At 51.1% G+C, this 8,147-nt stretch carries 6 protein-coding genes; 3 read left to right on the forward strand and 3 right to left on the reverse strand.

The window, feature by feature from the left end; all coding sequences use genetic code 11:
• Positions 1-211 precede the first annotated feature (211 nt).
• Positions 212-2,092, forward strand: a complete 1,881-nt coding sequence (locus LKK83_RS24770) for a serine/threonine-protein kinase (protein ID WP_324634105.1) — start codon at positions 212-214, stop codon at positions 2,090-2,092.
• A gap of 236 nt (positions 2,093-2,328) precedes the next feature.
• Here LKK83_RS24770 and LKK83_RS24775 read toward each other — a convergent pair whose 3' ends face one another.
• The 3 genes from LKK83_RS24775 to LKK83_RS24785 all read right to left on the reverse strand — a co-directional run bounded on the left by LKK83_RS24775 (position 2,329) and on the right by LKK83_RS24785 (position 5,310).
• Positions 2,329-3,693, reverse strand: a complete 1,365-nt coding sequence (locus LKK83_RS24775; RefSeq protein ID WP_324634106.1) for a sensor histidine kinase — start codon at positions 3,691-3,693, stop codon at positions 2,329-2,331.
• A 166-nt stretch (positions 3,694-3,859) separates the two neighbouring features.
• Complete coding sequence (locus LKK83_RS24780; protein ID WP_324634107.1) at positions 3,860-4,240, reverse strand: hypothetical protein; 381 nt, start codon at positions 4,238-4,240, stop codon at positions 3,860-3,862.
• Between the two features lie 14 nt (positions 4,241-4,254).
• Positions 4,255-5,310 carry a GGDEF domain-containing protein gene (locus LKK83_RS24785; protein WP_324634108.1) on the reverse strand — a complete coding sequence of 352 codons (1,056 nt, stop codon included), beginning with the start codon at positions 5,308-5,310 and terminating at the stop codon, positions 4,255-4,257.
• Between the two features lie 610 nt (positions 5,311-5,920).
• On the opposite strand from LKK83_RS24785, the gene LKK83_RS24790 reads away from it, so the two are divergent.
• Both LKK83_RS24790 and LKK83_RS24795 read left to right on the forward strand, forming a co-directional pair.
• Positions 5,921-6,979, forward strand: coding sequence for a permease (locus tag LKK83_RS24790; RefSeq protein WP_324634109.1), 1,059 nt, complete (start codon positions 5,921-5,923; stop codon positions 6,977-6,979).
• 157 nt (positions 6,980-7,136) lie between these two features.
• Complete coding sequence (locus tag LKK83_RS24795) at positions 7,137-7,946, forward strand: TIGR03943 family putative permease subunit (RefSeq protein WP_324634110.1); 810 nt, start codon at positions 7,137-7,139, stop codon at positions 7,944-7,946.
• Positions 7,947-8,147 lie beyond the last annotated feature (201 nt).

An 8,147-nucleotide genomic window follows, 5' to 3' on the forward strand; every position in this document is an offset into this window, starting at 1 on the left:
ATCACTTCGGACGTTTGGCGGGGGTCAAACCTCGACGGCAATCTCGAGACTATTTTATTATCCCACAACCGCCATGTGCGAGGATGCCCCGGGAAAATGGCGGATCCCCACCGGGATGTGGCGCTAGAATGCGCCATCGGCGAAGGGGGGAATCTCTGCACCGGAGCGATCGCGATTTACTATAGAATAAACCACCAGATCGAGAAAGCCGATGAGTTACTGTCTCAATCCCGCTTGTCCGAATCCCCAAAACCCAGACCCCACAACGTTTTGCCAAAGTTGCGGCACGAAACTCATCTTGGCACAACGATATCGACCCCTAAAACTCATCGGTGCGGGGGGGTTTGGTCGGACGCTGTTGGCTATCGACGAGTTTAAACCCTCAAAACCGCGCTGCGCCATCAAGCAATTTTACCTGCAATGGCAACAGAATGCGGCGAAAGCATCACAATTATTCCACCAAGAAGCGGTGCGTTTGGAACAGTTGGGCAAACACCCTCATATTCCCGAACTGTTCGCCCATTTGGAACAAGACGATCGCCAATACATCGTTCAAGAATTTATCGAGGGGCAAAATTTAGCGGATGAATTGGCAGAAAATGGTCGCTTCTGTGAGTCCAAAATTATCAGCTTGCTGCAAGATTTATTGCCGGTTTTGCACTTCATTCACCAGGGACATGTGATCCATCGCGATATCAAACCAGAAAATATTATCCGGCGTCGCAGTGATGGCAAATTGGTGTTGGTGGATTTTGGGGCGGCAAAATATGCTACGGGTACGGTTCTGGGCAAAACCGGCACCACGATTGGCACCAAAGGCTATGCCGCACCGGAACAAACTTTTGGTAAGGCGGTATTTTCTAGCGATATTTACAGTTTGGGGGTGACTTGCATTACCCTGCTGAGCGATCGCGAACCGTTTGAGTTGTATGACGCGATGGAAAGTACCTTCGTTTGGCGGGAATATTTGGGCACCAATTCCGTCAGCGATCGCCTCGGGCAAATCCTGGATAAGGCGATCGAAAGTAGCGTCAAGCGCCGCTTTCATTCGGCGCAAGCGGTGATGCAAGCGTTAAGTTCCCCCGCGCCGGTCAGACAGGGTAGACCCCCGCGACCGGTGGCGCGGGCGCAACCCCCTACCCGCACGCGATCGCAACCGCCAATCCCTACACCGCGCCCGCGCACTCCCCCGGTGACGATTTCGGAGTTGGGCTGTTTTGGCGGTCATCCCTCGGCGGCGATCGCCCTGGCGATCGGCCCGGACGGACGATTGCTGGTCACGGCAAGCAAAGGGGGCATCAAATGGTGGCAATTAAAAACCGGCCAAGAATTACCCACTCTTCGCACGGAGTTGTTCTCCCACTCGGCGGGCGTCCATTCGGTGACGTTTTCCCCCGATGGTCGTCTGCTGGCGGCAGGAGGTGCCAATGGAACCATCTCTGTATGGGAAGTGGCCTTTCGTCGCCAAATTCGCACCCTCTCCGGGGGTCGCGGACCGGTCCGCTGTGTGGCGTTTTCTCGGAATGGTCGTCTGTTGGCGGCGGGGTTTGATGAGGGGGCGATCTCTCTGTGGGATGTGGCTACATGGCGCGTTCTTCGCACCCTGGAGGGCCATTCGGGGGCGGTGAATTCGGTGGCGTTTTCCCCGGATGGTCTATTGTTGGTTTCTGGAAGTGCGGATACTTCGATCGCTCTGTGGGATGTTCGCACCGGTGAGGATAAGCAGGTGGGGTGGGGGCGATCGCGAGCAGTGAATTCGGTGGCTATTTCCCCCTGCGGTCAGTTCCTCGCCTGCGGTTGCGCTAACCGCACGATTCTCCTCTGGGATTTCCGCGCTTGGCAACAACTGATCCCCCTCACGGGCCACTCCGCTTCGGTGAATTCGGTGGCGTTTTCCCCCGATGGTCTGACCCTCGCCTCCGCTAGCGACGATACCTCGATCGTCCTGTGGGATGTGAAAACTGGTGACGAAAAACGCACCTGCTGGGGTCGATCCGGTGCCGCCTATGCCGTGGCATTTACCCCCGATGGCGAAATCTTTGCCGGCGGTTTTGAAGATAAAACGGCGAAAATTTGGCAAGTTAAGAGGTGAATTGGGTGTTGGTCATTGGTCAATTGTCATTGGTCATTGGTCAATTGTCATTGGTCAATTGTCATTGGTTATTGGTACTTCCACAAAGGACAAACCACATTGGACAAACCACATTAGTCATTGGTCATTGGTAATTCCACAAAGGACAAATGACTAAGGACAAATGACTAAGGACAAATGACTAAGAACAAATGACTAAGGACAAATGACTAAGGACAAATGACTAAGGACATTTTTTATTCTTCATTCTTGGCTACGGGTAACATAATTTCAAATTCCGTTCCGATACCGACTTGGGAGTTTAAATTAAGTTTGCCTTTGTGCTTGTCTTTGATAATTTCGTTGCTAATGGCCAAACCGAGTCCGGTGCCTTTGCCGACGGGTTTGGTGGTAAAAAATGTCTCGAAAATCCGCTTTTGAATGTCTTTGGGGATGCCCGGCCCGTTATCGCGAATGCGAATAACGGCCCAATCGGAATTGTCTGAGATTTGTAACAGTTCGGTGGCGATTTCGATGCGCGGTTTCCAATCGGCATCGGCCTTGGGATTGGCTTTTTCTGCTTCCAAGCGCTCCATCAGGGCATCTACGGCGTTGCTTAGCAGATTCATAAAGACTTGGCTGAGTTGTCCGGAATAGCACTCTACGGGAGGCAGTTTGCCATAGTTTTTATTCAGTTCAATATCGTATTTAATCCGGTTATGGAGAATCAACAGGGTACTATCAATGCATTCATGCAAGTCGGCGGGTTTGCGGGCGGTTTCGTCCATGTGGGAAAAGTTTTGCATGCCGCCAACGATTTTGGTTAAGCGGTGGGCACTGACTTCGATCGCTTGGACGATTTTGGGGAAATCTTCGCGCAAAAATTCTAAATCGATGTCGGATTCGAGTTCCCTGAGTCTGTCGGATTTTTCGGTCATTTCTTCTTCGTAAACCGAGAGCAAATCGAGGACGTCTTGGACGTAGTTGGTTAAAAATCCCATGTTGCCGCTAATACAGTTGACGGGATTTTTGATTTCGTGGGCGACGCCGGCCACCATGCGCCCCAAACTGGCCATTTTTTCGGTTTGAATCATGTGGGAGCGGGTTTGCTCCTGTAGCATTTTGGTGGTCAGTTCGTGAATTTTGGACTGGGCGACGAGGAGTTGATGGACGTCGAGGAGGCGGTAAACATCGGGTTCGAGTTCGACGACGATCGGTTCGTAGAGAAGTTGGGGCGATCGCTGTAGCGATCGGCGGGCGGCGAGGACGATTAAGGTGTTGCTCGGAATAATTAAATGTTGAGTTTTGGTAAAGTTATGGAGGGTTCTCAGGGGTCGTTTGGAAAATAGTTCTAATCCGTAGGGACGACTCAGATGCTCTAAAAATCGACGTCTGGAAATCATGCCTACGAATTTCTCGCCTTCGACTAAAATCGCTCCGGGCATTAGCGGATTTTGGGCAAAGGCTCTGGCTAGTGCTTCCCCGGGTTCGGATGCTTCGATCGCAAAGTCATAGAGTGTCAGTTCTTCCAGTGTAGATTCTAAATTCAGTTCCGGCGTCCATTGCCGTTCTTCTGGTTCTTGCAGGAATAATTCGGGATACTTGTCTTTTACGGCTAGCATTCTCTGTTCCCTCACTTGCTTTGTGTTTTGCAGGGTGTTAAAACTCTGGTATTCTTTTTACAATTTTATAAAATTTTTGGAGCTATAGTGTTAACTCTAGTAAATTTTTTAGCAAATTTAACGGGGTCTTAACCTTGAATTAACCTAGAAAAAAAGTGGTGGTGGCTTACAGTTTTTTTTGAGAAAGAAATAATCGGATTCGGTGGCCGATTTTTCCGCAACTTGGGGAGATAAACGGGAAAATCCGGTGGCGATCGCCGATTGGTTTGCGGAGATTTCCCGGCTGAATGCCCTTTGGCGGGTGAAAATGGCCAGAATGTTTGGCATTGGATGTTTGTCGGCCATCATCCCCGAGGGGGTATGTTAACTGTACCGCAATCGGCCAAAAATCGGCAGTATTTTCCCGCCGATCGCCGTTAGTGCAATGAAATGTTACATCAATCGAAGTCATCATTTTGGATTGAGTGAATTTTGATTGCCAATCCGGGGCGATCGCCAGGGGACAACCCCCACTGGAGGGTTTGCAATCCGGGCAATGACTGACCACGGATTTGAGAAACCTTAGCTGCAATGGGCCACGCAGCGATCGCGTCCCAGTTCTTTTGCCCGATAAAGGGCTTCGTCTGCTGCCCCCACGAGGGTTTCGGGAGTATGTTTGCAAGTCGGAATCATTGTCGCTACCCCTACACTCAGGGTGACGGTAGAACAAACCCGGGACTGGCGATGGGCAATATTTAACCCTTTGACCTGTTTGCGGATCTGTTCGGCGACGGTGAGGGCACCGGCAGGGGGGGTATGGGGCAAAATCACGGCAAATTCTTCGCCGCCATAGCGGGCCACTAAATCTGCGGAACGCCGAACCGCCTCGCGCAAACGCTGGGCCACCTGTTGTAAGCAGCGATCGCCGGCTAAATGCCCGTAGGAGTCGTTATAAAGCTTAAAAAAGTCGATATCGCATAAAATCATGGATAACGGCGCATTTTCTCGCATCATTCTGCTCCATTCTTGCTTTAAGTAACTGTCAAATCTTCTGCGATTGGCGACTTGAGTTAACCCATCTAAACTGGCTTGCCGTTCTAATTGTTGGTTGGCGAGTGCTAAATCGCGATAGAGTTTTTGCAATAATTCCGTGGCTAATTCGTGAATTTTTGACTGGGCTAAGAGTAACTGGTGAACGTCGAGCAATCGATACCTACCCAACCCCATGTCTACGATAATGGGTTCGTAAAGTAAGTCCGGCGATCGATGCAAGGCTCCTTGGGCGGCGGCGACAATGGTGGCGGAACTGGAAAAAATCAAAGAGTCTGTACGGGCAAACCGATACAAAGTTTTGATGGGTCGTTTGAGAAATAACTCCAACCCGTAGGGGCGACTCATATGCTCGAAAAATCGCCGCCTAGATATCATCCCCAATAGTTCGCCGGATTCGATGAGGATGACTCCCGGTAACAGGGGATTTGCATTAAACGCTTCGGCAATTTCGCGCCCGCCTAATGACGATTCTACTTGAAAGTCATAAAGCGATAGTTCTTTCAGGCTGGATTCTAAATGTAAGGGTTGACTTTGCACTCGCGAGGAAAGTAAAAAGGAATTTTCAGTAGGGGAAGCACTCGACATTGTAGACTCTCCAGAAGTTATCGCCAGAAATTGATGAGCGCTCATCATTCATCATTCGGTGGAAGTAGAAGCATTTGCTCGCGATCGCGTCTAGCCGGGAGGCGATCGCGATCGCCAGGGAATCTATGGCCGTTTTTCGACTGCGATCGCGCAGAGAAGCTGCAACCGTTCCGTCTGCGTGGCTCCCTCGAGGGAGCGAGAGAATTTAGATACTAATATGTTAAACATTCCCCCGCTAATTGCAACATTTAATAAATATTTTTTAATCATTAGCAACATTTTTCCTCAATTCTGTCATTTTTTTTAGCATTTCTGATAGTGCGTTGCCCCCTGAATATTACTATTTATTAATACAAATTTAACCTTTTCTTAAGTCTTGACCCTGGATTGTCCGGAAAGGGCGATCGCGTGGCGGACAATCCAGGCAACGGCGGACGTACCACTTGAGCTTGTATATTGTTATGATGTGGTCTGCCTAACATCCGAATGCCGCTTTGCGATGCGGGGGGTGTTTGGATCCAGGGTGCTGGCGCTAGCTCCCCTTGGAGGGATCGGAGCGCTGATGGTTCGGATCCCTCAAACCAGTTCCTCACTGCGAAACATAGGCCGTATGAATCAACTACACAACGCCTTTACGCTCTTTATGAGTCTGCTCGTCGAAGCAATGCCCTTTCTGCTGCTCGGAGTCCTGTTCTCGAGTTTGCTGCTGCTGTTTGTAGACGAGCGCCAATTGCTTGCGAAGTTACCGCGCCATCCCCTCCTGGGAGCCTTTATCGGCAGCTCGATCGGCTTTCTGTTTCCCGTCTGCGAGTGCGGAAACGTTCCGGTGGCGCGTCGCTTGCTGATGCAGGGGGTGCCTTCTTCGGTGGCGATCGGGTTTCTCCTGGCGGCCCCGACGGTGAACCCGATCGTGATTTGGTCTACCTGGAGTGCCTTTCGCGATCGCCCGGAAATGGTGGTGCTGCGAGTGGTCTTTTCCCTGGCAATTGCCACGATTATCGGCTGGGTCTTCAGCGCCCAAGAGGATTTAAAACCCATTTTACAACCCAGTGTGGTGCGCGCGATTCCTAAAGCTGCGCCGAAACGGGAAAAAGCGGCGATCGCTTCCGACTCCCCCCTGTTGCAGTCGGGGACTTTCTTATTGGGAGAACCGGGCAAACCCATGCGCCTGGATACCGCTACCCTGCCCCCGGTGGAATCCGCTACCGCCGCACCGCCCAAGGGCTGGATGGGCAAATTACCCCTAAAATATCCGATCGACGCTCGCCGATGGCGGTTGTTTGTGGATAATACAATGGCGGAATTGCGCGAACTCGGCGGGGTGCTGGTCCTGGGAAGCGCGATCGCGGCGATCGTGCAAGTGGCTGTCCCGCGCGAAATTATCCTCAGCTTGGGTCAAGGTCCGGTTACTTCAATTCTGGCAATGCTCGTCCTGGCAACGGTGGTCTCGATTTGTTCCACGGTGGATGCCTTTTTTGCCCTGTCTTTCGCCTCTACCTTTACCACCGGCTCTTTGCTGGCATTTCTGGTGTTCGGTCCGATGATCGACCTGAAGGCGATCGGTCTGATGTTGTGGATTTTCAAACCCAAACCTATCGCTTATATCCTAATTCTCGCAGCACAATTAACCTTCTTCTTAACCTTGGCTTATAATCTAAAAATCGCCTAATTCCTTCCGCCTGCTGACTTCCCCACTGCCTTTTCCGGGCATAAATTCAGCGGTAACTCTCTGCAAAAACTCTGTGCAACACTCCAGGATTTCGGCTGTGTTTCCCAGCAATTTATCCTCAATTCTGCACTGGCACCTCTACCCGCAAAACTGCACAATGGTTGTTCGTCGTTCTAATTCTTCTCGGTTCTCTCGGTTTGTCCCTTGGATTGATGTTCTGGCAATTTTGGCTTGGGGTATTTTGCTGCTCAAATATCGGGTAACGGGAGAATTAAATATCCTCATTCACCCCAACTATTTTGCCCTAACGGTTCTCGGTGGGATTGCGCTGCTAATTGTAGGCAGTATTAAAGCAAAAGATTTACTCGATCGCCAGGGGATGTTCCCGGGAGGGGGAAACAATTCCGCGCGGGAGACGTTTCAAAGTAACGAACAGCATATTACTCTCTTTGCCCCGGGATGGAGTTCCGGATTGCTGTTGTTTGCGGCAATTTTGGGCTTTATTATCAGTCCCAGTGTATTTGCCAGCGAAAAAGCCCTGCAGCGCAGCGTGAATGACTTTTTGCCTGTCACCCGCGTGCAACCCCAGGCGTTTACCGCTTCTGTCAAACCGGAGGAGCGATCGCTCATCGATTGGGTTCGTACCTTAGCCGTTTATCCGGAACCGGATGCATATGCGGGTCAAAAAGTCAAGGTGCAAGGCTTTGTCATTCATCTGCCCGAACCGGAACTCCCAGAGCAATATCTCCTGGTGGCGCGGTTTATCATCACCTGTTGTGCCGCCGATGCCTATCCGGTTGGTTTGCCGGTGAAACTGTCCCAAAGTCGCGACGCCTATCCTCCAGACACTTGGATCGAGGTGGAAGGTCAGATGATGACGGAAACCTTGGCGGACCGTCGTCAGTTGGTGATTCTCCCGAGTTCGATTCGCGAAATTCCCAAACCGAAAAATCCCTACGAGTATTAAACCCTTAAATTGCATCCCCCCACCCCCGGGGGCGATCGGGTGGAACCCACCCTCACCTGCTTGCTGGAGGCTTACGCAATTAAAGCATTGCACATACGCCCTGCCTGCGCCTACGGCTTCATTATACCCCATGCTACTCTTGTTTGTCAAGGGTGAATCTGGATAAATGCTGGGTTTGGCTTACGCAATTAAAGCATTGCA

The organism is Phormidium sp. CCY1219 (genome assembly GCF_035615515.1).
Taxonomy (GTDB): Bacteria; Cyanobacteriota; Cyanobacteriia; order Cyanobacteriales; family Laspinemataceae; genus CCY1219.